Origin of the sequence: Streptomyces sp. NPDC015345 (assembly GCF_043078805.1) — a bacterium.
In the GTDB taxonomy this organism is placed as follows: Bacteria; Actinomycetota; Actinomycetes; order Streptomycetales; family Streptomycetaceae; genus Streptomyces.
The window spans coordinates 576,366-601,059 of sequence record NZ_JBIBTX010000004.1; the positions used below are offsets into that span (position 1 = coordinate 576,366).

Annotated in this window: 12 protein-coding genes; 6 read left to right on the top strand and 6 right to left on the bottom strand. The window is 72.8% G+C overall.

From position 1 onward, the window contains the following. From ACF062_RS19835 to ACF062_RS19850, 4 genes are read right to left on the bottom strand one after another with little or no spacing between them, the layout of a single operon-like run. A complete protein-coding gene (locus tag ACF062_RS19835) occupies positions 1-2,649 on the bottom strand; it encodes a MupA/Atu3671 family FMN-dependent luciferase-like monooxygenase (RefSeq protein WP_392139787.1) in 2,649 nt (882 codons plus the stop codon). Then, positions 2,646-5,741 carry a type I polyketide synthase gene (locus ACF062_RS19840; RefSeq protein WP_392139789.1) on the bottom strand — a complete coding sequence of 1,032 codons (3,096 nt, stop codon included), beginning with the start codon at positions 5,739-5,741 and terminating at the stop codon, positions 2,646-2,648. The genes ACF062_RS19835 and ACF062_RS19840 overlap by 4 nt, the downstream gene beginning before the upstream one ends. Before the next feature lie 28 nt (positions 5,742-5,769). After that, a complete protein-coding gene (locus tag ACF062_RS19845; RefSeq protein ID WP_392139790.1) occupies positions 5,770-10,848 on the bottom strand; it encodes a MupA/Atu3671 family FMN-dependent luciferase-like monooxygenase in 5,079 nt (1,692 codons plus the stop codon). 3 nt (positions 10,849-10,851) lie between these two features. Continuing rightward, positions 10,852-15,903, bottom strand: a complete 5,052-nt coding sequence (locus tag ACF062_RS19850) for an amino acid adenylation domain-containing protein (protein ID WP_392139792.1) — start codon at positions 15,901-15,903, stop codon at positions 10,852-10,854. Positions 15,904-16,151: 248 nt separating this feature from the next. Here ACF062_RS19850 and ACF062_RS19855 point away from each other — a divergent pair, with 248 nt between their 5' ends. From ACF062_RS19855 to ACF062_RS19865, 3 genes are all read left to right on the top strand, one after another. After that, positions 16,152-17,498 (top strand): DHA2 family efflux MFS transporter permease subunit, encoded by a 1,347-nt coding sequence (locus ACF062_RS19855; protein ID WP_392140249.1) that lies wholly within the window; start codon positions 16,152-16,154, stop codon positions 17,496-17,498. Positions 17,499-17,615: 117 nt separating this feature from the next. Then, positions 17,616-17,765 carry a hypothetical protein gene (locus ACF062_RS19860; RefSeq protein WP_392139794.1) on the top strand — a complete coding sequence of 50 codons (150 nt, stop codon included), beginning with the start codon at positions 17,616-17,618 and terminating at the stop codon, positions 17,763-17,765. A 146-nt stretch (positions 17,766-17,911) separates the two neighbouring features. Next, positions 17,912-19,345 (top strand): FG-GAP repeat domain-containing protein, encoded by a 1,434-nt coding sequence (locus ACF062_RS19865; protein WP_392139796.1) that lies wholly within the window; start codon positions 17,912-17,914, stop codon positions 19,343-19,345. A 21-nt stretch (positions 19,346-19,366) separates the two neighbouring features. On the opposite strand, the gene ACF062_RS19870 is transcribed toward ACF062_RS19865, so the two are convergent. Further along, positions 19,367-19,747 (bottom strand): DUF664 domain-containing protein, encoded by a 381-nt coding sequence (locus ACF062_RS19870; protein ID WP_392139798.1) that lies wholly within the window; start codon positions 19,745-19,747, stop codon positions 19,367-19,369. A 77-nt stretch (positions 19,748-19,824) separates the two neighbouring features. On the opposite strand from ACF062_RS19870, the gene ACF062_RS19875 reads away from it, so the two are divergent. From ACF062_RS19875 to ACF062_RS19885, 3 genes are all read left to right on the top strand, one after another. Continuing rightward, on the top strand, positions 19,825-20,406 hold the full coding sequence (locus ACF062_RS19875) for a helix-turn-helix domain-containing protein (RefSeq protein ID WP_392139800.1): 582 nt from the start codon (positions 19,825-19,827) through the stop codon (positions 20,404-20,406). Between the two features lie 148 nt (positions 20,407-20,554). After that, complete coding sequence (locus tag ACF062_RS19880; protein ID WP_392139802.1) at positions 20,555-21,412, top strand: alpha/beta fold hydrolase; 858 nt, start codon at positions 20,555-20,557, stop codon at positions 21,410-21,412. Between the two features lie 476 nt (positions 21,413-21,888). Then, positions 21,889-22,860, top strand: coding sequence for an RICIN domain-containing protein (locus tag ACF062_RS19885; protein WP_392139803.1), 972 nt, complete (start codon positions 21,889-21,891; stop codon positions 22,858-22,860). Positions 22,861-22,905: 45 nt separating this feature from the next. On the opposite strand, the gene proP is transcribed toward ACF062_RS19885, so the two are convergent. Beyond that, complete coding sequence (proP, locus tag ACF062_RS19890; protein ID WP_392139805.1) at positions 22,906-24,450, bottom strand: glycine betaine/L-proline transporter ProP; 1,545 nt, start codon at positions 24,448-24,450, stop codon at positions 22,906-22,908. Positions 24,451-24,694 lie beyond the last annotated feature (244 nt).

Here is a 24,694-nt window from a genome sequence, read left to right on the forward strand (position 1 = left end):
TCATCGCCGGTCCTGCGAGGGTCCCTCGGAGCCGAGATGAGCCTCCAGCTCGTCGACGTCCACGTGGTAGCGGTGGGCGGAAGCGCCCGGCAGATCCCCGATGCGCGTCTCCGGGTCGGCGACGGCCGCCGAGAGCATCGTGGCGAAGGTCTCGATGGCCTGGACGACTGTGTCGTGGTCGAACAGGTCCAGCGCGTACTCGAACCGGCCGAAGGCGCCGAGTCTGCTGTCCCAGAGCGTCAGCGTGCTGTCGTAGAGGGACGTCTGCGGGTCGGTGTCGATGGGGTTCAGCTGGAGCCCCGACATCTCGAACGGGTCGTTCCAGGGCAGGAAGAGGTAACGGAGCCGGAACAGCGGCGTCCAGGAGATGTCGCGCTCCGGGGCCAGCCGGTCCACCAGCGACTGGTAGGGCGCCTCCGCGTGGGAGAGCGCGCCCGACACCGTCCGGCGCACGTCGGCGAGGGCGCCGCGGAAGGTCTGCTCGGGGCGCAGCCGGGTGCGCAGCAGCATCGGCCGCAGCAGCAGGCCCAGCAGATTGTCCGGCGAGCGGTCACGGTTGGCGGTCGGGGAGCCGAGCACCAGGTCGCTCTCGCCGGTGGTCCGGCCCAGCGAGGCGGCCAGCGCGGTGTAGGCCGTCATGAACGGCGTGACGCGCTCGGCCCTGCTCAGCGCGTTCAGCTGGGCGGTGGTCCGGTCAGGGAACAGCATCCAGGCCCGGTGCCCGGCGAAGGACGGCACGGCCGGGCGCTCGCCGCCCAGCGACTCCTTCAGCGGGAAGGTCGCCGGGTCCGGTGCGCCCGCCAACTCCCGCTCCCAGTACGCCAGCTGGTCGTCCAGCAGTCCGTCGCGCAGCCGGGCGCGCTCCTGCTCCGCGAAGACCCGGTAGGGCACGGACGGCGGCAGGTCGGCGCTGCGGCCATGCAGCAACGCCCCGTAGACGGTGAAGAGTTCCTTCAGGAAGACGGTGAAGGACACCCAGTCGGTGATCATATGGTTCTTGACGGCCGCGAGCTGGAACTCCTCGGCGCCCAGCGTGATCAGCGCGAGCCGCATCGGCGGCAGGCCGGCGGGGAAGGGCCGCCGGGCCAGCTCCGTACGGATGGCGCGCGCCGCGCGGACCCGCTCGGCCGGGGCGACATCCGTGACGTCGAAGCGCTCAAGGGCCACGGGGAACTCGTCGGGCGCACCGATCCTCTGGAAGGGCTCGCCCGTCGCCGACTCGCCGAAGGCGGTGCGCAGCACCTCGTGCCTGCCCACCACCGTCCGCAGCGCCTTCTCCAGCAGCTCGGGCCGGAGCGGGCCGCGGATCCGCAGTCCGGTGGTGACGTAGTTGGCGGGGCCCGGCGGCAGCGCCTTCTGCACCCGGAACATCCGCTCCTGGTCGATGCCGAGCGGGGCGGTGGTGACGGGCGAGGTGACGGCGGGCGCCACGAGGGAAGCGCTGCCCGAAGCGGTGGAGTCGGCGGGCTCGGCCCGGTACGACTCCTGCACACCCGCCAGCAGGTCGATGCTCCGCTGCGCCTGCTCCAGCGTGACACCGAAGTCCACGAGGCAGGCCGCCTCGTCGACGCCCGCCTCCGCGAGCCGGTCCAGCAGGCCGCGCACCGTTCGCGGCGAGCCGATCAGCGCCGTCTGGTGCGCGTAACGCTCGTAGGCGAAGTCGAGCTGCGCCTCGATGTCGGCGCCCCTGGCGTCCGTACCGGAGCCCTCGACCATGTCGCTCTGCTGCCCGAGGTAGCCGCGCAGGTACTCGCGCAGCGGCTCGCGACAGCGTTCGCGCGCGGCGGTCGCGTCCTCCTCCAGGTAGGTGTGCAGCATCACGCTGACGATGCCGGTGGCGGGATCGTGGCCGCCTGCGGCGCGCTCCTTGCGGTACAGCGTGATGTTGGCGGCGAGCTGCTCCGTCTCCGTGCCGATCAGCCCGGTCAGGATGTTCGCGCCCAGCCGGCCGGCCTGCACATAGGTGTCCGGGTTGCCGGAAGCGGTGATCCAGATGGGCAGTTCCGGGGTCACCGGCCGGGGATAGAGCGTCGGGGTGATCTCCGTGCCCTTGGGGCCGGGGAGGGTGACCTCCTCGCCCCGCCACAGCTTCCGCACCACGGGGATGGTGTCCCAGGTGTACTGGCGGCGGTCCTCGTACTTCTCCGGGGCGATGACGAAGTCGGTGCCGTGCCAGCCGGTGGCGAAGGAGATGCCGACCCGGCCGCCGGAGAGGTTGTCGATGACGGACCAGTCCTCCACCACCCGCACCGGGTGGTGCAGCGGCAGCACCAGGCTGCCCGCGCGGATCTGGACCCGTTCGGTGACGGCCGCCAGCGCGGAGCCGAGAACGGACGGGTTCGGGTAGATGCCGCCGAAGTCGTGGAAGTGCCGCTCGGGCGTCCACACCGCGGCGAACCCGAGGCGGTCGGCCTGACGGGCCGTCTCCATCAGGAAGCGGTACGGCCTGCCCGTGTCCCCGGCCGTGTTGGCGAAGTAGAAGAGGCTGAACTTCAGCGGCCGCCGGGGTGGCCTGGCGGCAGCGGCGCGCACACCGAGCCGTTCGGTGAGCGCGGCACGCTGCGCGGGGGAGAGGGCGGCCAGCCGGTCCCGCAGCGACGGGGTGAGCGCGCCCTTCGCGTCGTCGTGCAGGGGCGGGGTCGGGGTCATGCCTTCGCTCCTTCTGCTCCGCCGGTGCCGAGCAGCCGGACGAGTTCGTCCTCCGGAAGCCCTGCCAGCTGGGCCATCAGTTCGTCGAGCTCATCGGGCCCATCGGGTTCGGGGGGACCGGCGTGCGCGGTGCCCTCGCCGCCGCCGTCGATCAGCGCGGCGAGCTCCGACACCTGCGGCGCCTCGAAGAGGTAGCGCACGGGGAAGTCGGTGCCCAGCTGCTTGCGCAGCCGGTGCACGAGCTCGGCCGCGAGCAGCGAGGTCCCGCCGAGCCCGAAGAAGTCGTCCTCGGGGCTGACGTCGTCGATGCCGAAGGCCTCGGCGAAAGCGGCCAGCACGATCGCCTCGGTACGGCTGCCGGATCCGGCAGGGACAGGGGCGGCGGACGCCTCCCGCGCGGCCGTGGTGGCCTCCGCCTCGTCGGCGGCGGCCACGCCGCCCGCCTGCACGCGGGCCGGCGCGTCGAGCCAGTAGCGGTCCCGGGCGAAGGGGTAACCGGGCAGCTCCGCGTGCGAGCGCCGCTCCCCGGCGTAGTACGCGGCCCAGTCGATCTCGGCCCCGGCCTCCCACGCCTGGCCCAGCGCGCCCAGCAGTTGGGCGTCCGGCGCCTGGCCGCCGGTCAGCGGAAGCGACGCCACGGGCGCGTGCCGCAGCGCGCGCAGATGCCTGCGGGCCAGCTCCGACATGCCCTTGCCCGCGCCGACCTCCACGAAGAGGGTGTCCCGCCGCGCCGCCAGCAGATCCACCCCGGCGCCGAAGCGGACCGTGCCGCGCGCCTGCGCCGACCAGTACGCCGGGTCGCAGGCCTGCTCCGCGGTGATCGGCTGCCCCGTCAGACAAGAGATGAACGGCAGCGACGGCTCCCGCAGCCGCACGGCGCGCAGCTCCCGCTCGAACGCCGCCAGCATGGGGTCCAGCATCGCCGAGTGGAAGGCGTGCGAGGTGTGCAGCACCCGGCACTGCACGCCCTTCGCGGCCAGGCCGGCGCGCAGCTCCTCGACCGTCTCCACGGGCCCGGACAGCACGCACTGACGCGGGCCGTTCACCGCCGCGAGGTCCAGCTTCGCGTCCCGCGCGTGGGCGGCGGCCTCCTCCTCGGGCAGCGCCACGGCGAGCATGCTCCCGTGCGGCAGCGCGGCCATCAGGCGGCCGCGGGCGGCCACCAGGCGCAGCGCGTCCGGCAGCTCGAAAACCCCGGCCAGGCAGGCGGCGACGTACTCGCCGATGCTGTGCCCGGCCATCGCCCGCGGGAGGAGCCCCCACTCCTGCCACTGCCGGGCCAGCGCGTACGAGAACGCGAACAGCGCGGGCTGGGCCTTGTCGGTGCTGTCGAGCGCCTCGGCGTCGGCGCCGGGGTCGAGCAGCAGGCCCCGCAGCTCCACGCCCTCGCCCCGCAGCAGCTCCAGGCAGGTGTCGAGCTCCTCGCGGAACCGGGGCGCCACCTCGTGCAGTCCGGCGGCCATGCCCGGACGCTGCGCACCCTGCCCGGGGAAGAGGAACACCGGGGAGGGCGGCTCGCCGGCCACCCTGATCCGCCGCGTGTCCACGTCCCGCAGCCGGGCCCTCGCCTCCTTCGCGTCGGCGGCGACCACCGCGAGCCGGTGCGGCAGCAGCCGCCGGCCGGTGGCCAGCGTGTGGGCCGCGTCCGCCACCAGGTCGGCGGGGGCGTCCGGGAGGTCGAGCGCGTCGGCGACACGCAGCCGCCAACGCTCCAGCGCGTCCTCGTCGACGGCCGAGAGGACCAGCAGCTCACGCCCGCGCGGGCTCGGCGTCCCCGGGGCCTCGGCGGGGGCCTGCTCAAGCACCACGTGCGCGTTGGTCCCACCGACTCCGAACGAGCTGACCGCGGCGCGCCGGGGCGTGTCCCCGGACGGCCAGACCGCGCTCTTCACGGGTACGTAGAAGGGCGAATCCTCCAGCTCCAGCAGCGGGTTGGGCTTCTCGAAGTACGGGCTCGGCGGGATGATGCCGTCCCGCACGGCCAGCGCCGCGCGCATCAGCCCGGCCACGCCGGCCGCGGCGTCCAGGTGCCCGATGCCGGCCTTCGCCGAGCCGAGCGCGACACGCCGGTCCGCCCAGGCCTTCTCGTCACCCGTCCCATAGGCACTGCGCAGCGCCTCGATCTCGATGGGGTCGCCGATCCGCGTGCCGGTGCCGTGCGTCTCGACGTACCCGATGGTGTGCGGGGCCACGTCGCCGAGCGACATCGCGTCGCGGACGACGGCCGCCTGCCCCTCGACGCTGGGCGCCGTGAAGCCGACCTTGGCCGCGCCGTCGTTGTTGATCGCCGAGCCGCGGATCACGGCGTACACCCTGCGGCCCTCGGCCACGGCGTCGTCGTACCGCTGGAGGAGCACGGCGCCCGCGCCGCTGCCGCCCACGGTCCCCTCCGCGCGGTGGTCGAACGGACGGCAGTGGCCGTCCCGCGAGGAGATGCCGCCTTCCTTGTAGAGGTGGCCGACGCGGTGCGGCAGTTCGATGGTGGAGCCGCCCGCCAGCGCGATGTCGCTCTCGTGGGAGAGCAGGCTCTGTACGGCCATGTGGACGGCGACCAGCGACGCGGAGCAGGCGGTCTGCACGCTCACCGCGGGCCCGCGCAGGCCCAGGCGGTAGCTGGCCGCGGTGGCGAGGAAGTCCTTGTCGTTGAGGATCCGCCCTTCGAGCATATTGATCGAACCGCCCAGCGCGGGCACCGCGTTGAGCCACAGATAGCGGGTCATCCCGGCCGCGGCGAACACGGCGGCACGCTCGGCGTAGCGGTCGGGGTCGCAGCCGGCGTCCTCCAGCGCCTGCCAGGCGCACTCCAGGAAGATCCGCACCTGCGGGTCCATCAGCCGGGCCTCGCGCGCCGTGTAGCCGAACGCCTTGGCGTCGAACCGGTCGTAATCCGCGAGCGGCATGCCCGACCGGACGTAATCCGGGTCGTCCACCAGCGCCGGGTCCTCGCCCGCGGCGATCAGCTCGTCGCGGCCGTACTCCACGAGCGCCTCGGTGCCCGCCACCGCGTTCCGCCAGAACGCGGGGACGCTGTCGCTGCCGGGAAAGCGCCCGGCCATCCCCACGATCGCGATGAGATCCTCGGTGTCCGTCATGTCCGTACGCTCCGCCATGTGTCCCCCGTCAGCCATCCGTCCCCGCCTTTCTGCGCCGGTGGAACCGGCCCCGGGCCTTGCGTCGTTGGTCCTGGTCCGCGTAGTCCGCCGGGCCCGGGCCGCTCGCCTCTTCGGCCGGCCCGGTGTCTCCCATGTGCGCGGCGAGCGCGGCGATGGTCGGGTACGCGAACAGCTCCACCAGGCGGGGCGGGGTGATCCCGGCGCCCAGCTCGGCGAGGCGCGCGTGCACCCGGATGAGCAGCAGGGAGTTGCCTCCCGCGTCGAAGAAGTTCTCGTGGATCCCGATCCGGTCCACCCCGAGCACCGAGCACCACACCGCGGCCAGCCGCTGTTCCAGCTCGCTGCGCGGAAGCACCTGGGCGGCGGGCTCGGGCGCCGCGCTCTCCGGCCGCGCCGGGGCGGCGGCCAGCGCCCTGCGGTCCACCTTGCCGTTGGGAGTCAGCGGGAAGGCGGCCAGCGTGGAGAGGCGGTCCGGGACCATGTAGCCGGGCAGGCCGCGCGCCAGGTGCTCGCGGAGCCGGTCCAGGTCCGGCGGATCGCCGACCGGGGTGGCGGCCGGCAGCTCGGCGTCCGGCAGACCGGGCCTGCGGCCGTAGACGATGCCCACTTCCAGCTCGTCGAGGATGGTGCGGCTCGCGGTCTCGAAACCGTGCCGCTCCAGCACGGCCAGGACCTCGTCCCGCCGGTCGTCGCCCTCGATCTCGACGGCGACCTGCCGTACGCGCCGCCAGTCGGCGTCGCCGAGCCCCGCGAGCACGTCCAGCTCGGCCCGCTCCACATCGACCTTCAACAGCCCTACGTCCGCCAGCCCGTGCTCGGCCATCAGTTCGTGCAGCGTGGTGAGCCGGCAGGTGAACCGTTCGTTGCGGTACTGGTCGGCGAGGAAGTCCTCGACGTCCGCGGCGTCGGCCGTGGGCATCAGCACCGCCGCTCGCCTGCGGTCGGCCTCGGGGTCGGCGTAGCGCCCGGAGAGCCCGGTCAGCGCCGGGTAGTACGTGAACTCCGCCGTGCCGGGGGAGTCCGCGAGGCCCGCGTTGACCAGCACCGCGTCGATGCCGTTGGCCCGTACGGTACGGCTCAGCCGGTCGAAGGTCGGCGGGATCGGCTCCACGGAGACGATCCGCGCGGGCCGGCAACTGCGGTGCACCCACAGCGTGGTGCCGCCGACGTTGGCCCCCGCGTCGAGCACGGTCATGCCGTCCCACAGCCGCAGGAAGCCGTCGCCCAGGTAGTCGCCGTCCTCGAAGATCTCCTTGTGGATCTCGGCCGCGGCCCGGTGGTCCCCCGTGGCGACCACTCCGCCGGACGGCAGCGGGATCAGCTCCGGATCGTCGCCCTCCACGGCGTCGAGCACGGCGCCGCGAGGGCGTATCCACGCGGCGAGCGCCGCGCGGTCCCCCTCGCCGACCACACCGACGACCGCCCGGTCCACTCCCGGGAACGCCTCGATGTGCGCCTCGATCTCCCCGAGTTCGATGCGCCGCCCGCGCAGCTTGACCTGGTCGTCCAGGCGGCCCCGGTACTCAAGGACCCCGTCGGGGCGCAGCACCGCGAGGTCGCCCGTGCGGTACAGCCTGGCGCCGGGCGGCCCGAACGGATCGGGGACGAAGCGCTCCGCGGTCAGGTCCGGGCGCCGCCAGTAGCCGCGCACCACGCTGTCCCCGCCGATGAGCAGTTCGCCCGGGGTGCCCACCGGCACCGGCTCGCCCTCCGGGTCGACCAGGTGGAAGCGGGTGTTGGCCACCGGGCGCCCGATCGGCGGCGGGCCCTCACCCGTCACCGGGTGCGTGCTGGACCAGATGGTGGTCTCGGTGGGGCCGTACATGTTGAGCACCCGGCCGAGGAGCGCTTCGGAGAGACGGCCGGCGAGCGCGGCCGGGAAGGCCTCGCCGCCGATCACCAGCTGCTCCAGCTTCCCCAGCGCGGCGAGGCCGCCGTCCGTCTCGGCCAGCGCGAGCGCCAGCGACGGCGTGCACTGGAGGTGCGTCGCGCCGTGCCGGGCCAGCTGGGCGAGGACCGACTGGTCCTCCTGCGGTTCCCCGGCGCCGGCCGCCGTCGCCCACTGGGCGCGCAGGGCGTCGAGTTGGGGCAGCGAGGACAGGACCTGCTCCGGGTCGATGCCGAAGTCGATGAGACAGGCGATCTCGTCGACCCCGGAGGCCGCGATGCGCTCCACCATCGGCCCGCACGACTGCGGCGAGCCGATGAGCCCCGCCTCGTCGGCGAACCGGTCGTAGTAGCGCTCCAGGAGCACATCAAGCTCCTCCCGCGCCAGCGCCTCGATGTCCGCCGCGTCCGCACTGCTCAGGAGCCGCTTCACCAGCCCCAGCGAGCTGCGCAGGTAGTCGACGAACGGCTTCTTCGCCAGCTCCCGCACCGCCTGGGCGTCGCTGCCCACCGCCGTGTGCACCATCAGCGCCACCCGGCCCCGGCCGGGGTGTCCCGCCTCGTCCCAGGCCTTGCGGTAGCGGGCCACCTTCTCGGCCAGCTCCTCCAGGCTCTGGCCGAGCAGGTGGGTGAGGAGGTTGACGCCCGCGCGGCCCGCCGCCTCGAAGGTGGCCACATCACCGGAGGAGGTGAGCCAGGCGGGCAGTTCGCCGCGGGCCGGGCGCGGATACGACCCCACCTCGATGGTGGCGCCCGCTCCGTTGACCCGCTCGACCTTCTCGCCGCGCCACAGCGCGCGCACGGTGTCCATGCCCTCCATGAGGACCCGCTTGCGGTCGGCGTGCCGGTCGGGGGCGAGCACGAAGTCGTCGGCCAGCCAGCCGGAGGCGAAGGACACCTCGGCCCGGCCGCCCGAGATCCCGTCCACCACCGCCCACTCCTCGGCGACCCGCAACGGGTCCTGGAGCGGCAGCACCACACTGCCCGCGCGGACGGCGATCCGCCGGGTCACCGAGGCGACGGCGGCGCCGGTCACGGACGGGTTCGGGTAGAGCCCGCCGAAGGGGTTGAAGTGCCGCTCGGGCGTCCACACCCCGGCGAAGCCGTGCTCGTCCGCGAACTTGGCGCCCTCCAGGAGCAGCCGGTACGGCTCGGGGCCCTGCTCGCCCTCCGCGCTGGCGAAGTAGAACAGGCTGAAGTCCACCGAGGGGCGCGGCGCCCCCCGCTCCTCGCCCTGGAGGACGACGGTGACGCCGCGGGCCAGCGTCCAGAGCAGTTCGAGGCCGGCGATGTCGAACGAGATGCTGGTGGTCGCCAGCCACACCGAGCCCTCGGCCGCGGTGATGTGCTCGTCCATCGCGTACAGGAAGTTGGTCAGGGCCCGGTGCGGCACCGTGACGCCCTTGGGGGTGCCGGTGGAACCGGAGGTGTAGATGACGTACGCGGGGTTCTCCGGCAGCACCCCGGAGCCGGCGGCGCCGTCCACGGCGACGGCTTCGCCACCGGAGCCGTCCCCGTCGAGCGGCTCCGCTCCTGTCAGGACGATCGAGGCCCCGGAGTCACCGAGCATCTGCTGCCTGCGCCGCTCGGGGTAGTCCGGGTCCACCGGCACATAGGCGGCCCCCGACTTGAGTACGGCGAGCAGCGCGACCGGCAGCTCCTCGGTACGGCGCATCGCCACGGCGACCAGCTGCTCGGGACCGGCGCCCCTGGCGATCAGCGAGCGGGCCAGCCGGTCGGAGCGGGAGTCCAGTTCGGCGTAGGAGAGCCGGACGTCGCCGTGGACCACGGCGGTCGCCTCCGGGGTGCGCCGGGCCTGCTCGGCGATCCGCTCGTGCACGAGCTCGGCGCGAGGGTACTCCCGCGCGGTGTCGTTGAGCCGGCGGACGGCCTCGGCGTCGGCCCCGGTCGCCAGCGGCAACCGCGCGATCGGCGTCCCGGGCTCAGCGAGGGCGCCGGTCAGCAGGGTCGTCAACTGCTCGGCGTAGCGCCCGATCGTGCCCGCGTCGAACAGATCGGTGTTGTACTCCAGGACCCCGGTGGCACCGGAGGCGTGCCGCTCCACGGTCAGGATCAGATCGAGGGGCACCGTGCCGATGTCGAGCGGCACCTGCTCGGCGTCCAGACCCGGCAGCCGCAGGGTGCGGCCCTCGCTCTCGTACCACGCGAACATCAGCTGGACGATGGGGGAGTGGCTGAGCTGGCGGGACGGCTGGAGCTCGTCGACCAGCTTCTCGAAGGGCACGTCGGCGTACGGATAACAGGCGAGGGCATCGGCCCGCACCCGGTCGACGAGCTCACCGAACGAGAGGGCGCCGTCCACCTGACTGCGGATCGGCAGCGTGTTCGTGAAGGAGCCCACCACCCGCTCCAGGGCGGGGTCGGGCCGGTCCGTCACCGGGGTTCCCACGACCAGGTCGCCGCGCCCGGTGCCGCGGTGCACGAACGCCAGGAACGCGGCGAGCATCGTCATGAAGGGGGTGGCCCCGCGCTCCGCGCCGAACCGGACGAGCGCCGAGGCCAGCTCCTCGCTCAGCTCGAACCGGTGCGTGGCCCCCGCGTAGCTCTGCATGGCGGGGCGGGTGCGGTCGGCCGGGAGCTCAAGCAGTTCGGGCGCGCCCGCGAGGTACTCGCGCCAGAAACCGAGCCCCTCCTCCAGCGCCTGTGCCGTCAGCCGCTCGCGCTGCCACGTCGAGTAGTCCGCGTAGTGCAGGGCGGGCTCCTCGGCGGGCTCGCCACCGCCGTAGTGAGCGCTCACCTCCTCGGCGACGAGCTCCATCGACGCCCCGTCGGCGACGATGTGATGCACCGCCAGGAGCAGGACGTGATCCTCGGCGCCGAGCCGGACGAGCACCGCTCGCAGCAGCGGCGCACGGCTCAGATCGAACGGCCGTGCGACCGCGGCGCGCAGCAGGGAAGGCAACTCCTCCTCGGTGCCTTCCAGCCGCTCGAGCACCACGTCGACGGAGTCCTCCACCACCTGGAAGGCGGTCCCGGACACCTCGGCGAAGCGGGTGCGAAGCGCCTCGTGGCGGGCCACGACGGCCGCGATGGCCGACGTCAGCGCGGCCTCGTCCAGCGCGCCGCGCAGCCGTACCGCCACGTGCACCAGGGGGGACGCCTCGTCGGGCGCCATCTGGGCCAGGAACCAGAAGCGTTCCTGGGAGAAGGACATGCGGGCACTGCGTATTTCCGACATGCGTCAGCTCTCCTCTGCTCTGTCTTCGTCGAGCAGCTCGGCCAGGGTGCGTCGCGCCGCGGGGCGCAGCGGCGCGACGCCGGAAGACGGTCTGTCCTGCCCCGCACTCGCGGTGGCGGTGGCCAGGGCCGTGTCCACGGCCGCCGCCAGGTCGCCGATCGTCCCCGGCCGCAGGACCAGCGGGAGCAAGGTCGGCACGGGCAGCGCGCGGGCCTTGGAGAGCCTGCGGGCGAGCCGCGCCGCCTTCAGGGAATCGCCGCCCAGCTCGAAGAACTTGTCCTCCACGGTCAGTTCACGGATGTCGAGCAGCTCACCGAGGAGCTCCGCCACGAGCCGCTCGGTCCCGGTCCGCGGTGCCCGGCCGCGAGTGGCGCCCGGCTGTGCGGGGTCGGGCAGCCGGTCGGCGTCGAGCTTGCCGTTCGGCGACAGCGGCAGCTCGGGCAGGACCACGAACCGGCCCGGAACCAAGGACTGCGGCAACGTTTCGGCCAGGAAGGCGCGCAGCCCTTCGAGGTCGAAGCCGTCCGCGTCCGGGACCGCCACGTACGCGACCAGGCCGCCGTCGCGCACCCGGACATGGGCGGCGCTCACCGCGGGGTGCCGCTCGGCCACGGCCTCGATCTCGCCCGGCTCCACCCGCAGCCCGTTCAGCTTGATCTGCTTGTCGGCGCGGCCCGCGAAGACCAGATCGCCGTCGGCACGGCGGTACGCCAGATCCCCGGTGCGGTACATCCGGCTGCCGGGCGGGCCCAGCGGGTCGGGGCGGAACCTGTCGGCGGTCTGCGCGGGATCGCCGAGATAGCCGCGGGCAAGGCCGTCCCCGGCGATCCACAGCTCTCCCGTGACGCCCGCGGGGACAGGGGCGCCCGCCGCGTCCAGTACGTGCAGCCGTACGTTCTGAAGGGCCCGGCCGATCGGCAGGCTCTTGGCCTCGGCCAGCTCCTCGGGCAGGGGGACCGGCACGGCGTACATGCTGGCGCTGACGCTCGCCTCGGTCGGGCCGTAGGCGTTGACGACCAGGCAGTCCTGCCGCAGGCGTCCGGCCAGCCGGCGGTAGGCCTCGACGGAGACCGCCTCGGCGCCGACACTGATGCCGCGCAGCTCGAGGCCGGGCCGCCGGGCCGCCTCCGGCACCATGTACGGCGCGAGGAACGTGCTCTCGATGCGGTGCTCGGCCAGCCAGTCCAGATGGTCCTCGGGCGTGGTGCGGGCCCGGTCGGGCGCCAGATGCACCTCGGCGCCGCGCGCGAGCGCGGGGAACATCGCGTACACCGAGGCGTCGAAGCTGAAGCTCGCCCACACCGCGGCCCGGCAGCCACGGGGCACCAGCGCGTCGTAGTGCGGGTCGGTGACCAGGTTCACGACCCCGGCGTGCGGGATGACGACGCCCTTGGGCCGGCCGGTGGAGCCCGAGGTGTAGATCACGTACGCGGGATGGCGGGGATCGACCGGCGTGCGCAGGTCGTCGCCGGGCAGCTCGCGGGTGTCCGGCAGCCCTCCGGAGAGCACCACGGCCGCCTTGGAGTGCGACAGCATGAACTCCCGCCGCTCCCGCGGGTAGGTGGGGTCCACCGGAAGGTAGGCGCCGCCCGCCTTGAGCGTGGCGAGGATCGCGACCGGCACGTCCAGGCCGCGTTCGAGCGACAGGGCGACGATGCGCTCCGGGCCGACGCCGAGGGACTTGAGGTGGCGGGCGAGCCGGTTGGCCCGGGTGTTCAGTTCGGCATAGCTCAGCCGGTCGCCCTCGTGGACGAGCGCGGTGGCCCGCGGGGTGCGCCGGGCCTGCTCCTCGACGACCTCGTGCAGCAGCCGCGGGGCGTCCGGCGCCAGGTCCTTCGCGGTGGCGTTGAGTCGCCGCAGCTCCTCGTGCTCCGGTGCGGTGAGCAGCGGCAGCGCGGAGAGCGGGGTGCGCGGCGCCGAGACCGCGCCGCGCACCAGCGTGGTCAGGTGCCCGGTCAGCCGGTCGATGCTCTGTTCGTCGAAGAGGTCCGTGCCGTAGATCACGGCTCCCGCGATGCCGCCGTCGGGCCGGCGCTCCAGGGTGAAGGTCAGGTCGAACTGCGTGGCGCTGAAGCCCGAGGGGAGCGGCTCGCGCTCCACTCCGGGCAGGTCGAGCCCCTCGCCGGGCATGGTGTGCAGCGAGAACAGGACCTGGACCAGCGGGCTGTGGCTGAGGCTGCGGGACGGAGCCAGCTCCGCCGTCAGCCGCTCGAACGGCACCTCCTGGTGGGTGAACGCCGACAGCGAGGTCTCCCGCACCCGGCCGAGCAGCTCGGCGAAGGTCGGGTCGCCGCCCAGCGAGGTGCGCAGCGCCAGCGTGTTGACCAGGAAGCCGACGACTCGGTCCAGCTCCGGCCGCAGCCGGCCCGCGACGGGCGAGCCGACGACGAGGTCGTCGATCCCGGTGTACCGGTGCAGTACCGCCTTGACGCCGCTGAGCAGCACCATGAACAGGCTGGCCTCGTGCTCCCTGGCCAGCGCGTCGAGATCGGTGACCAGTTCGGCGGGCAGCGTGAAGTGGTGCGTGGCGCCGCGGAAGGACTGCACCGCGGGGCGCGGCCGGTCGGTGGGCAGCGGCAGCAGATCGGGCGCGCCCGCCAACTGCTCGCGCCAGTAGGCCATTTGATCGGCCAGGTCGCCGTCGCCGGAGCCCGTGCTCCCGCCGGGCGCCCCGGCCGCTCCCGCGCCCTCAAGCCGCCGGCGCTGCCACTCGGCGAAGTCGCGGTAGCTGAACGGGGGCTCAGCGGGCAGCGGGCGCCCCGCGTACAGCGCGCTCAGGTCCTCGAAGAGGATCCGCAGCGACCCGGCGTCCGCGATGATCTCGTGCACGGTGAGCTGGAGTACGTGGTCGTCCTCGCCCAACGGCACCAGGAGGGCCCGAAGCAGCGGCGCGCTGCCCAGGTCGAAGGGCCGGTACGCCTCCTCGTCCAGCGTGCTCCGCAGCCCGGTCTCGTCCTCGGGCAGGTGTGCCTCGGCCGTACGCAGCTCCAGCCGGACCTCGTCGGCCACGACCGCGAGCCGCGTCTCCCCGGAGCTGTCGAAGGAGGTGCGCAGCGCGTCGTGCCGTGCCGCGAGGGCGGTCAGCGCGCGGCGCAGCGCCTCGATGTCGAGCGGGCCGCGCAACCGGTAGGCGAAGGCGTTGTTGTAGGCCGTGTTGCCCGGCTTCAGCTCGTCCAGGAAGAGGAACTGCTCCTCGCCGAACGAGGGCAGGCCCCGCGTCGGGTCCGCGCGCCGGGGCACCGCCGCGGCCATCGCGGGGGCCTCGCCGTCGCCCTGGGCCTGCCGGACGGCCTCGGCCAGCTGCGCCACGGTCCGGCCTTCGAACATCAGCCGCATCGGGAGCTCGATGCCGTACGTCTCCCGGATGCGCGCGACGACTTGGGTGGCGATCAGGGAGTGGCCGCCCAGGTCGAAGAAGTTGCGGTCGGTGGCCACCTCGTCGACGCCCAGGGCCTCGGCCCACATCCCCGCGATCACCTCCTCGACGGAGTCGCGCGCCGCCCGCGCGCCGTCCGCGGCGGTGCGCGCCGAGGGCGCGGGCAGCGCGGCACGGTCGGCCTTGCCGTTGGGCGTAAGCGGAATGCGGTCCAGTACGACCAGGGAGCTCGGTACCAGCTGAGCGGGCAGCCTGCCACGTACGAACTCGCGTACGGCGTCGGGCAGTTCACCGGCGGCTTCGTCCGTCGTCTGCTCGGCAGGCACCACATAGCCGACAAGGCGCCGGTCGCCCGGCCGGTCCTCGCGCACGGTGGCGACGGCCGCGACCACCGCGGGGTGCGCCCGCAGCGCCTCCTCGACCTCGCCGAGCTCGATGCGGAAGCCGCGGATCTTCAGCTGGCCGTCCAGCCGCCCGCCGAACTCCAGGACTCCGTCCGGCCGCCTGGTCGCGCGGTCCCCGCTGCGGTACATCCGTGCCCCGCCACCCGCGAAGGGGTCGGGCAGGAAGGAGGCGGCGGTGCGGTCGGGCCGGCGCCAGTACCCGTAACTCAGGCCGGTACCGCCGATGTACAGCTCGCCCGGTGTGCCGTCGGGGACCGGCTCCAACCGCTCGTCCAGCACGTACAACCGCGTCTGGTCGATCTTGGTGCCGATCGGGACGGCGTCAGCCTCGGCCGGCAGCGCGGCCGTGTCGTAGACGGCGGAGAAGGTGCTGGCCTCGGTGGGGCCGTAGCCGCTGAGCAGGCGGCCGCCGGCCGGCAGGTGCTCACGGGCCGCCCGGACGCTGCCGGGGTCGGCCGCCTCGCCTCCGATGATCAGCTGGGGCACGGTGGCGAAGGCGCTCGGCTCGTTCCTGATCACCTCGTTGAACAGGGAGGTGGTGACGAACACCGTGCTGAGCCGCTGCTTTTGGACGAACTCCTTCAGGTGGCGCGGGGAGATCATCACCTCCCGGTCGATGGCCACCAGGCAGGCGCCGTTGAGCAGCCCCATCCAGATCTCAAGGACACTGGCGTCGAAGGAGAGGTTGCCGCCGAAGCCGACCCGGTCCTCGGGCGTGAGCCGCAGGTAGCAGGTGTCCACCACCAGCCTGATGACGGCCTTCTGGGTGGTGAGCACCCCCTTGGGGCGGCCCGTGGAGCCGGAGGTGTACATCATGCAGGCGGGCTGGGCCGCCGACTGCCGGCCGGGGCGCTCCCCGGTACCCGCCGCGATCAGCTCGGCGTCGCCGTCCAGCCGCACCACGGGGGTGGCGTCCCAGGGCAGCAGCTTGTCGTGCGGCTGACGCGTGACGACGAGGTCGAGCACGGCGTCCTCGGCCATCCAGGCGAGCCGCTCGGCCGGGTACGAAACGTCCAACGGGACACAGACCGCACCGCACTTGAGCGCGGCCAGCGTGGCCAGCACCATGTCGGACCGCCGGTCGGTGCAGACACCGACGAAGGCCCCCGGCCGCACTCCCCGATCGATCAAATGGGCGGCCAGCCGATTCGCGCGGACGTCGAGCTCCGCGTAACTCCACTCGTGCGTATCGAAGATGATGGCCGGCCGCGCGGGCGCGGAATCGACGTGTTTCTCGAAAAGCCCCGCGAGAGTGGGCAGGTGAGCCCGAAACATAACATCCGTCCGATCGTGGGGTGTTGAAGCAGTCGGTGTTTGAAGCCAGATGCTTACAGGGGCCGTTCGCCAGATCAAGATCTGGACTTCCCGGCTTGAACACTGCATGATCTCGGTCGAGACGGGGGTGGGGTGACAGCTCCACTCGCCGTAGTTCCGACCAATGGAGGACGCGTGTGACCAGTGCGGACAGTTCCGAGCAGGTCGATGCGCGACTGGACCGGCCGCTGCTGGTGCTGGGCGCTCTCATGGCCGCGGGCACGTTCGCGGCCGCCCTGGACGCGACCATCGTTTCGCTGGCACTGGACAGTATTCGTTCGGAATTCAACACTCCGATTGAGACGATCCAATGGATTATCACCGGTTATCTCCTGGGAATCGCGACAATAATCCCGGTAACTGGCTGGGCTGTCGACCGTTTCGGCGCACGGACCATGTGGTTGACGGCGATGGGGCTTTTTCTCGCCGCCTCACTGCTTTGCGGAATTGCTTGGTCCGCTCCCTCTCTGATCGTTTCCCGCGTGCTCCAGGGATTCGGCGGCGGAATGATCGTGCCGATAGCCCAGGCCGTCCTGGCCCGCGCGGCAGGGCCGTCCCGGGTGGGCCGGATCATGGCCCTGGTGACCATTCCCACCCAGTTCGCCTCCGTGATCGGCCCGACCCTGGGCGGCCTGCTGGTGGAGACGACGACCTGGCGCTGGATCTTCTTCCTCAACCTGCCCATCTGCCTGATCGCCGGTGTACTGGCGGCCAGGCTCCTGCCGCCCGACGAGCCCCAGCGCGAGGCACGCCTCGACCTCAGGGGCCTGCTGATGCTCTCCCCGGGCCTCGCCCTGCTGGTCTTCGGCGTCTCCCGGGTGGCCGACGGCACGACGGCGGTGCTCGTCCCGGTCGCCACGGGCGCCGTACTGCTGGCGGGCTACGTGGTGCACGCCCGCAGCACCCCGCATCCTCCGGTCATCGACCTGCGGCTCTTCTCCACCCGCTGGTTCCGGACACTGGCCGCGATCATGCTGGTGTACGGAGCCTTCTTCTTCGGCGCGGTCTATCTCTTCCCGCTCTACTTCCAACAGGCCAGGGGCCATTCGGCGCTCCAGGCCGGCCTTGAGGTGGCGCCCCAGGGCATCGGTCTGCTGCTGATGGTGTTCCTGGGCGGCTCCCTGGCCGACAAGCTGGGCCCCCGGCCGGCCATGCTGGGCGGCCTCGGCCTGCTGGCACTGGGGACGCTCGTGTACACGCAGCTGCCCGCCGACCCGCCGATGTGGCTCCTGCTGACCGCGCTGGCGGTACGCGGCGCGGGCGTGGGCCTGTGCGTCGGCCCGCTGATGGCCGCCGTCTTCCAGGGCGGTTTGCCGAAGGCGTCGATACCGCGGGCCACGACGGCCGTGAACATCCTGCAACGCGTGGGCGGTTCGTTCGGCACGGCCCTGTTCGCCGTGGTGCTGACGAGCCAGGCGGGTGACCAGCACGACGCCACGCCCGCGGACTTCAGCCACACCTTCTGGTGGGTGGCGGGCCTGATCGTCCTGGCCCTGGCGCTCACGCTGACGCTGCGGCGCGGGCATCCGGCCGGGGCGGCGGCGGGGGACGACTGAGCGGAGGCTTCGTGCGCTCGGAGGATGACGCCGCACGGAGCCAGTCGTTCAACCTCACGTGGTTGACGGGGTGAGGATGGGTCGGGCGAGTCCACACGGGTTCCCCGCCGACTCCCCGTGACCGTCGTCATCGACGATGATGAGGAGATCGTGGACACGGTCTTCCTCCCGCTCGTCCGCCAGAAGTCGGTTCCCGGTGCGGAAGGTCGGTGGTCGGTGTCCCGCCGGGGAGGTGACGCGGTCGGCCGCGGGCCGATTCGCTTCTGACGGCAACCTTTCCGCCCCGCCGGTGGTCAAGTGTGTGTTTTGGCGTCGGTGATGTGCGAGGTCCCGTGAAGCGGCTGGAGCAAGGGCAACGGAAGGCGCAGACGTCGCGGCCGGTGGCGGCGTCGAGGGCCGGGCGGGACAGAGCCATGGCCCGCGGACCTCGGACGCCGGCGCCCACGGCGGTGCGCGTCGCCGGGCGTCCGCTGGCGTACGCCGCCGCGGCGCTGGCCACCGTACTGCTGGCGTCAGGGTGCGGCAGCGCGGATCGTCCGGCCGAAGGCGGCGGCGACAAGGAGGGGCAGCACGCCGCCCGGTCGCGGGCCGAGCGGCCGCCGGCCGGGAAGCCATCGGCGCGCCCACGCCCCGGTGACCTCAACGGCGACGGCTACGACGACTTCGCGGCGATGGTGGCGGGCCGGAGCCTGGTGGTGGTGTACGGCTCGGCGGCCGGACTGGACCCGCGCCTGCGCACCGTGGTTCCACAGCAGGCCTCGAAGACGGGGCCAAAGGAGACGCGGCTGTTCCGCGCCGATCTGGACCACGACGGCTACACCGACCTCGTCCAGGCACCCGAGCACCGCGGAACGACCGTGCTCTGGGGCGGTCCGCGCGGCGTGGGAGATCCGCAGCCGCTCGCCGGGGCGCCGAGAAGCCCCACGGCCACCGGTGACTTCGACGGGGACGGCAACGCCGACCTGTTCGTCCCGGGCGGCGCCACGGGCCCGGAGGGCACGGTCTGGTACGGCCCCCTCAAGCGCGACGGCGCGCCCGCCCGCCGCCAGAATCTGGCCGACGGCCGTTGGCCGGACTCGATCCCGGCCCGCTCGCTGGCCGGTGACTTCGACGGGGACAAGGCCACCGACCTGGCACTGTGGTTCCACGGGAGCGACCCGCAGATGGAGGGCGACGGCGATGTGACGGTCAGAGGTCTGCACTATCTGCGCGGCGGGCCCCGAGGGCTGACGGCGCCCGAGCGCCGGGAGCGGCCGGACCTGGGCATGGAAGGACAGCCGGGCGACGTGGACGGCGACGGCATCGACGACCTGTACGGGGCGAGCTTCCTCGCGTCGAAGAAGAAGCTGAGCGCCGGGTACCGGCTCAGCACCCGCTCCGGACCCGAGAGCGGCGAGCGGGACTGGGTGAGCACCGGCCCCGCGCCGGGGCTGACCGACACGACGCAGTACGGCGGCATGGGCGGCACCGCCCTCGGCGACGTCACCGGTGACGGCAGGACCGATCTGGTCACTTCGGCGACCGGCGCCAACGACAGCAACGGCGTCGTCTGGCTGGTCCCCGACCTGCTCGCGGCGGACGCCGGGGCCGTGCGGGCGACCAGCCTGGACAGCCCGGGCGTACCGGGCAGCGACACCCCCGCCCCCGGCCGGGGCCCCACCCGCAACCGCATCACCGTCGTCGGCCCACTCCTGGACACCGACGGGGACGAGCACCTGGACGTGGTGGTCGGCGCCCCCGGCTTCCTGGACGCGAAGAAGCGGGGCCTGGACGCCTTCTGGGTGCTGCGCGGCACGGGGGAGGGGCTGCGGTACCAACGCCACTTCACCGCCCGGGAATTGGGATGAGCGACGGCGCCGTCGCAGGTCTCAGCGCCCGGCCGTGCCGTCGGCCAGTTCCCGCAGGACGTCGGCGTGGCCCGCGTGGCGTGCCGTCTCCTCGATGAGGTGGGTCAGTGTCCAGCGACGGGACGGGGGCTTGTCTGCCGTGTCCGGCCGGACGGGGGCCCGCTGCTCCGAGGTCGTCCCAGGACGCGATCTGTTCGTTCGTCGCGGCGTTGGTCTCCCGGCAGGCGGCGAGGACGGTCTCGGCGGTGTCACCCGGGGCGGTCCGGAACGTCGCCTGCCAGTCCCGGACGTGCTCACCGAGCAGCCAGTGGCGCTCCACGTAGGTGGGGTGCCTGACGAGCCCGAGCATCTCTTCTGCCTCCCTCTCTTCTCTCTCCTTCGCAAGGACTGTCGAGCCCCCACGGACTGTCAAGCGCCCAAGCTGGCGCGGGCCTTGGTGGGCCGCACGAAAAATTGCCGTCATGGCATGATCGGGCGGCGTGGCGGACGAGACGGATCAGGTGCTGGACGCGGTCGGGCCCCGCCTGCGCGCCCTGCGGAAGCAGCGTGGGCTGACCCTGGCCGACCTGTCGACGGCGACGGGGACTTCGGAGAGCACCCTGTCCCGGCTGGAGAGCGGCGGGCGACGGCCGACCCTGGAACTGCTGCTGCCGCTGGCACGCGTGTACGGGGTGCCCCTCGACGACCTCGTCGGCGCCCCTCGGACCGGCGACCCGCGCATCCACCTGCGGCCGGTGCACCGCCACGGCATGACGTACATCCCGCTCACGCGCCGGGCGGGCGGGGTGCAGGCGTTCAAGATGCTGATCCCGAGCCGCCCGGAACCGGCGTTCCCGACGCCGCAGACCCACGGTGGCCACGAATGGGTGTACGTCCTCAACGGACGGCTGCGGCTCCTGGTCGGCGACCGCGACGTCGTCCTGTCGCCCGGCGAGGCCGCGGAGTTCGACACGGCGCTGCCGCACTGGCTCGGCTCGGCCGACGGGCACGCGGTCGAAACGCTCGTCCTGTTCGGCCCGCAGGGCGAGCGGGCACACGTACGCGCGCACCCCACCCGGTAGCCGGGTACCGGGACGCCGCCGCAGGCTTCCGCGGTCCGAAGTCCGGCCGACGGTTGTCTCCGCCGGACGCATGGTTGTCGGCCGCCGGGGCAGGAGGAGGAACCTGCGGCAAGCAGCGGTGTGCTGGCCATGGCTGGAGGAGGCCGAGGTGTTCGAGGGGTTCCAGGAGACGCGGGTCGAAGTCGGTGAGGCGTCCCTCTTCGTCCGGTACGGCGGAGACGGCCCGCCGGTGGTGCTGCTGCACGGGCATCCCCGTACGTCGGCCACGTGGCACCGGGTCGCGCCGCGGCTCGTGGCGGCCGGTCACACGGTCGTCTGCCCGGACCTGCGCGGCTACGGACGCTCCAAAGGGCCGCGGTTCACGGCGGATCACGCGGGCTACTCCAAGCGCGCCGTGGCCGGTGACGTGGTGGCCGTCATGCGCCGCCTCGGGCACCCGCGGTTCGCGCTGGCCGGACACGACCGCGGAGGCAGCGTGGCGCTGCGCCTCGTGCTCGACCACCCCGACGCCGTCTCGCGAGTGGCGTTCCTGGACTGTCTGCCGCTGACGGAGCATCTGTCGCGCATCACCGCCGAGTTCGCCACGCAGTGGTGGCATTGGTTCTTCTTCGCGCAGCCGGACATCCCCGAACGGGTCATCACCGCCGATCCCGACAGCTGGTACCGCGGCGACCCCGAGGTCATGGGGGTGGAGAACCACGACGAGTGGCGGCGGGCCACCCGCGACCCCGACGTGGTGCGGGCGATGCTCGAGGACTACCGCGCCGGTCTCACCATCGACCGGCGGCACGAGGAAGCCGACCGGGAGGCCGGCACACGCGTCGACTGCCCGGCGCTGGTCCTCTGGTCGCTCAAGGACGACCTGGAGGACCTCTACGGCGATCCCCTCGCGATCTGGCGCCGGTGGGCGACGGACGTCCGCGGGCACGGCATCGACTCCGGGCACCATGTCGCCGAACAGGCACCCGAAGCCCTGGCATCCGCACTCGCCGATTTCCTTCGGTGAGGGCCAAAATCGCGACCCGGCGAAGGGGGTACTCGTCCCTGCGCCTCAGGGACCACCACCGGCGCAAGCACCGCCGTGCCCGCCCACAGCGCCGTCACCCCGAGACCCGCCCAGGGCGCGAGGTCGCTCGGAGGGTCCACGTACAGCACCTGCCGGCCGGCACGGTCGGGGAGGTGGTCGGCGAGGGAACCCGATGTCTCACACGACCGCACTGCACGGAAGCCGGAGCCGGCAGACCACTGGTCCTGATCCGCCGCCGGACGGTCACGGCCTTTCACACCGGTCACCGCGGCGAGACCTGAGCACGGTGCCGCCCGCCGCACAGACGGTGTCAGCGGCCCGTCAACGCCCTCCTCTACGCTCCGCGTCCGTCCGGGATAGTTCCGGGCCGACGAAGCCGACGGAGCCGAGGAAGGGACGTACAGATGCGCCGACAGACGTACGAGCACGGGAGGACGCCGTCCAGGTGGGCTTCCATGGCCGCCTGGATCGCCTGCGTCATACTGGCGGCCTCCACCGTGTCGGCGGGCCCGGCGGCCGCCGGGGACCGTGCCGCGCCCGCGGCCGACGGCGGCGCCGACATCAACATCGTCGCGCTGCACAGCGGGATGTGCCTGGAGGTCGGCTCGGCGGAGAGCGGCGAACCGGTGCGCCAGCGCAACTGCGCTGGAAAGCGCGGGGCCCTGTGGACCCTGCGACAGTCGCCCATGGGGTCGGACCTAGTGCACGTCGTCAATGGTTCCAGCGGACTGTGCATGACCGTCGCGGACTCCGGCCCCGCTGACGGCGCGCCGGTCCGGCAGGGCAGGTGCGGGGACCAACCCGGTGCCAGTTTCCGCATGGTGGACAGCGGGGAGGGCGCCTGGCTCCAGCCGGTGACGGCGAGCCCGCGCGCGTGCGCGGGCATCGCGGACGCGTCGACGGCCGACCGTGCGGAGCTGCGGCAGTTGACCTGCGCGGGCGCGGCGGGCATCCGGTTCCAGCAGCGCCGGCCACCGCACGAGTGGCGTACCACGATCGTGAACTCCGCGAGCGGGAAATGCCTGGGGATGCGCGACGCGGGCCACGCGGAACTGGAATGGGCCGTGCAGCGGACCTGTTCGGGCAGCACCGACGAGACCTGGCGCATCGTGGTGCTGGGCGGCGGAAGCGTCGCGATCGTCAACGTGAACAGCGACAAGTGCCTGATGGCGACGCGGGACACGAACGGGGCGGGCGGAAGCCAGGCCAAACAGGCCACGTGTGACGGCTACCCGTACCAGAGGTGGTCCATGGAGGAACAGAGCCCGGGCGTGTACGCGCTCAGCAACCACTTCCTGCGCCAGTACGTGGGGATCCGCCCGCCGGTCACGGCCGACGGGGCCCTCGCGGAGTTCTGGGAGCGCAGCCCCGAACGCGGTCAGGAATGGCGGATCGGCGGGGGAGGGGAGGGCAGGGCCACCGCGTAGGTGTGAGGGCGCGTCGGCGAGCGTGAGGGGCGAGGCCACTCCCCGTCAGTCCTCACGCCCGCCGGAACCCTTGCCGTGGTGCCGCCCGCCACGCGGATGCCACAGGCGCAGCCACACGTCACGCGCGTGACGCCCCGCCTCCGCCCGGCTGCGCGCCACCATCTCGCGGGCCTCGCCGTGCGTCTCCACCATGGGCCCGGAGCCGCGCAGCGGCCGTCCGGCCGTCTCGTGCAGGAAGAACGTGGACAGCAGGCCGATCGCGCCCGCAACCATCAGGTAGAAGGCGGGCACCAGCGTGTTGCCGGTGGAGTCGACCAGGTAGGAGGCGAGCAGCGGGGTGGTGCCGCCGAAGAGGGAGACGGAGATGTTGTACGAGATCGACAGAGCGCCGTAGCGCAGACGGGTGGGGAACAGGGCGGGCAGCGTGGCCGCGGCCGTGCCCGCGAAGCAGACCAGGAGCAGACCGAGGATCGCGCAGCCGAAGGCGGGCATCAGGATGCCGCCCTTCCGGATCAGCAGGAACGCCGGGACGGCGAGCACGATCAGGGCGATGCTGCCGGCCATGAACATCGGGCGTCTGCCCCACCGGTCCGAACTGCGGCCCACGGTGGTGATGGCGAGCGCCACCAGCAGCATGGTGCCGAGCACCAGCAGCTGCGCGGTCGAGTCGCTCTCTCCCAACGTCACCGTCATGAAGGTGGGGAGATACGACGTCACCATGTAGTTCGTGACGTTGTAGAGCAGTACCAGTCCCATGCAGATCAGGACCGCCTGCCAGTGGCGCGTGAAGATCTCCTTGAGGCGGCCCTTGCCGGACTGGCGGGCCTGCTCGACCGGGTCGTTCTCCCCGCGCTCGTGGACGGCTTCCCGCTCGGCCGCGGCGGACGCCGCCTCCTGCTGGAACGCGGGCGTCTCCTCCAGCTTCACGCGCATGTACAGGCCGATGAGTCCGAGCGGCCCCGCGACGAAGAAGGGAATGCGCCAGCCCCAGCTCTCGAGGCCATCCGTCCCGAGCGTCAGCGTGAGGACGGTGACCAGGCCGGAGCCCAGCGAATAGCCGATGAAGGTGCCGAAGTCGAGCCAGCTGCCGAGGAATCCGCGCCGCTGGTCGGGCGCGTACTCGGCGATGTAGGTGGTGGCGCCGGCGTACTCGCCGCCGGTGGAGAAGCCCTGGACCAGTCGGCATAGGAGGAGCAGCAGCGGGGCGGCGAACCCGATCGAGGCGTACGTGGGCAGCAAGCCGACCGCGAAGGTGCTCACGGCCATCATGATCATGGTGGCGGCGAGCACCCGCTGCCGGCCGATGCGGTCACCGAGCGGCCCGAACACGAGGCCGCCGAGGGGCCGGACGAGAAACGCCGCGGCGAACGTGGCGAAGGTGGCGACGACTTGGGCGCCCGGCGAGCTGGAGGGAAAGAAGACCTTGCCGATCGTGCCCGCCAGGTAGGCGTAGACGCCGAAGTCGAACCACTCCATGGTGTTGCCGAGCGCGGCGGCTGTCACCGCGCGCCGCACCTTGGGACGGTCCGAGACCATCACGTCCTCGGCACTGAGCGCCTTCTTCCGGCGGCGCAGCAACGTACGGGCCATACGGTCCGTCGCCGCACGTGACGAGCGCGCGGTGTCCGCCTCCGGCCCACGAGGCTGCCGGGCCTTTCCACGCGGAAGGCCTTTCACCATGGAGCTTTTCTCCTCTTGTCCGCCGAGAAAAAGCTGTATCCACGCAAAATTAGGCCGCACCGGAAAAACCGGCAAATCCGACGCTTCGGGCGGGCGGGTCCGTGTGGACCCGTGGCCGCGCTATAGTGGATCTTGAACTGGTCGCCGCGGCTCG

Excerpts from the sequence above, each read along its gene's own strand:
- ACF062_RS19835 (WP_392139787.1), bottom strand. The coding sequence starts at position 2,649 with ATGACCCCGACCCCGCCCCTGCACGACGACGCGAAGGGCGCGCTCACC.
- ACF062_RS19840 (WP_392139789.1), bottom strand. The coding sequence starts at position 5,741 with ATGACGGACACCGAGGATCTCATCGCGATCGTGGGGATGGCCGGGCGC.
- ACF062_RS19845 (WP_392139790.1), bottom strand. The coding sequence starts at position 10,848 with ATGTCGGAAATACGCAGTGCCCGCATGTCCTTCTCCCAGGAACGCTTC.
- ACF062_RS19850 (WP_392139792.1), bottom strand. The coding sequence starts at position 15,903 with ATGTTTCGGGCTCACCTGCCCACTCTCGCGGGGCTTTTCGAGAAACAC.
- ACF062_RS19855 (WP_392140249.1), top strand. The coding sequence starts at position 16,152 with ATGGCCGCGGGCACGTTCGCGGCCGCCCTGGACGCGACCATCGTTTCG.
- ACF062_RS19865 (WP_392139796.1), top strand. The coding sequence starts at position 17,912 with ATGGCCCGCGGACCTCGGACGCCGGCGCCCACGGCGGTGCGCGTCGCC.
- ACF062_RS19885 (WP_392139803.1), top strand. The coding sequence starts at position 21,889 with ATGGCCGCCTGGATCGCCTGCGTCATACTGGCGGCCTCCACCGTGTCG.
- proP (WP_392139805.1), bottom strand. The coding sequence starts at position 24,450 with ATGGCCCGTACGTTGCTGCGCCGCCGGAAGAAGGCGCTCAGTGCCGAG.